The organism is Bacteroides caecigallinarum (genome assembly GCF_021531075.1).
In the GTDB taxonomy this organism is placed as follows: domain Bacteria; phylum Bacteroidota; class Bacteroidia; order Bacteroidales; family Bacteroidaceae; genus Phocaeicola; species Phocaeicola caecigallinarum_B.
Window position 1 is genome coordinate 1 of record NZ_JADYTJ010000157.1, and the last position, 516, is coordinate 516.

Sequence of the window (516 nt, forward strand, 5' to 3'; positions counted from 1 at the left end):
ACGCACAATAAAAAGGAGGAACAAATATGAAAACCGGAGACATTGTATTTCTGAGACGTCCCTATAAGGGATACCGTGCCGTCGAACTGATGGAAAGACTGGAATGCCGCTGGCTGGTCAGGATTGTCGAGAGCGGTCTTGAACTGGAGGTATATGAAGATGAACTTATATCAGAATTTTAATACGGATAAAGTGTTATGGAAAAATATCAGTTTGCATTCCATTCGGAAATAATCGGCTATACCTCTCCTCATATCGGCGAGGTCAGAAAAGCCATACACAGAAAAGTGGAAAAGGAAAAGTCTGCCGCCATAAAGAATGATATTGAGCTGCACATGTACAAGGTGCATGACGGCATACCGGTTCTACTTAACACCTGCTACCTGTATGATGAAAAAGGATGTATGGTACACGGAAGTATCAAGGGAACCAAGGATTATCTGCTTGAGACATGGAGATACCATACAAACAGACATTCCAAAGGTTTCAGTTCCACAAGAATCAGGCCCTGCACGA

The 516-nt window shown here is 42.8% G+C and carries 2 protein-coding genes; both read left to right on the forward strand.

Features of this window, described 5'->3' with window-relative positions:
* The first annotated feature begins 26 nt into the window (after positions 1-26).
* Complete coding sequence (locus I6E11_RS15550) at positions 27-182, forward strand: hypothetical protein (protein ID WP_004326287.1); 156 nt, start codon at positions 27-29, stop codon at positions 180-182.
* A gap of 15 nt (positions 183-197) precedes the next feature.
* Positions 198-516 (forward strand): hypothetical protein (locus I6E11_RS15555; RefSeq protein WP_235338819.1); only part of this gene is annotated, 319 nt, incomplete at its 3' end.